This is a genomic window from Cobetia sp. LC6, assembly GCF_030264805.1.
Lineage (GTDB): Bacteria > Pseudomonadota > Gammaproteobacteria > Pseudomonadales > Halomonadaceae > Cobetia.
The window spans coordinates 1-811 of record NZ_JASSPL010000030.1 but is presented as its reverse complement, the minus strand read 5'-3'; the positions used below and the strand labels follow the sequence as shown (position 1 = coordinate 811).

Below are 811 nucleotides of genomic sequence, written 5' to 3'. Positions count from 1 at the left end.
CGATGACCACTGCCAGATAAGCCCAGCGTGCCCCTGTCCAAATATAGGTAATGTCGCCGGTCCATACCTGATTGGGCTTCTTTACATCGAACTCCCGATCAAGAACATTCGGTATATCCAGGTGTGGCTGATCAGCCTTCTTGTAGGCGTGCCTCGGCGGCTGCGAACTCATCAGCCCCAGCTGCTTCATCCGCCTGCTGGCCCGATAACGACTCAACGGTATTCCTGCCTGCGTGACCATTTTTGCAATGCTGCGAGCGCCGGCAGAGCCGTTACTGACGGTATGCGCCTCGACAACCTGAGCCAGCAGCTTCTGCTCAGTCTCACAAGGTCTTCTATCCCGACTACGCCAAGCCCGGTAGCTACTGCGATGCACCCCAAACACCTGACACAAGTGCTGCACCGCGTAGCTCTCTTCAAGTCGCTCGATTATCGAGAATTGCTCAGGGAGTCCGACATCAAGAGAGCGGTAGCCTTTTTTAATATTGCCTTCTCTTCTTCCACTCGCCGCAGCTTGCGCTTCAGTTCCTGGATCTCACGCTGTTCCGGCGTCAGAGCCTCACCTTTCAGCGGCGCCTTGCCTGCCCGCTCAGCGCGAAGCCTGCGAACCCAATACTCCATGGTGGATTTTCCAACCCCCATGGCCTCACACGCCGCCTTCAGCGTGTAGCCCTGGTCGACCACGAGCTGGGCCGCTTCCAAGCGAAATTCCGGGCTAAAAGTTCTCTTCTTCGTCATCATCTGCACCTGATTGTCTCTGTGAGCCATCATACACTCAAAGTCAGGTGGCCAGATTCACTGTGCCACTACA

Annotated in this window: 2 protein-coding genes; both read right to left on the bottom strand. The window is 56.0% G+C overall.

Translation table 11 applies throughout. The annotated features are described in order from the left end of the window. A partial coding sequence (locus QQF40_RS16970) for an IS3 family transposase (protein ID WP_285462025.1) occupies nucleotides 1-376 on the bottom strand: 376 nt, incomplete at its 3' end. A 53-nt stretch (nucleotides 377-429) separates the two neighbouring features. Continuing rightward, nucleotides 430-741, bottom strand: coding sequence for a transposase (locus tag QQF40_RS16965; RefSeq protein WP_225346885.1), 312 nt, complete (start codon nucleotides 739-741; stop codon nucleotides 430-432). Between the last annotated feature and the right edge of the window lie 70 nt (nucleotides 742-811).

Coding starts and splice junctions, on each gene's coding strand:
- QQF40_RS16965 (WP_225346885.1), bottom strand. CDS start 741: ATGATGACGAAGAAGAGAACTTTTAGCCCGGAATTTCGCTTGGAAGCG.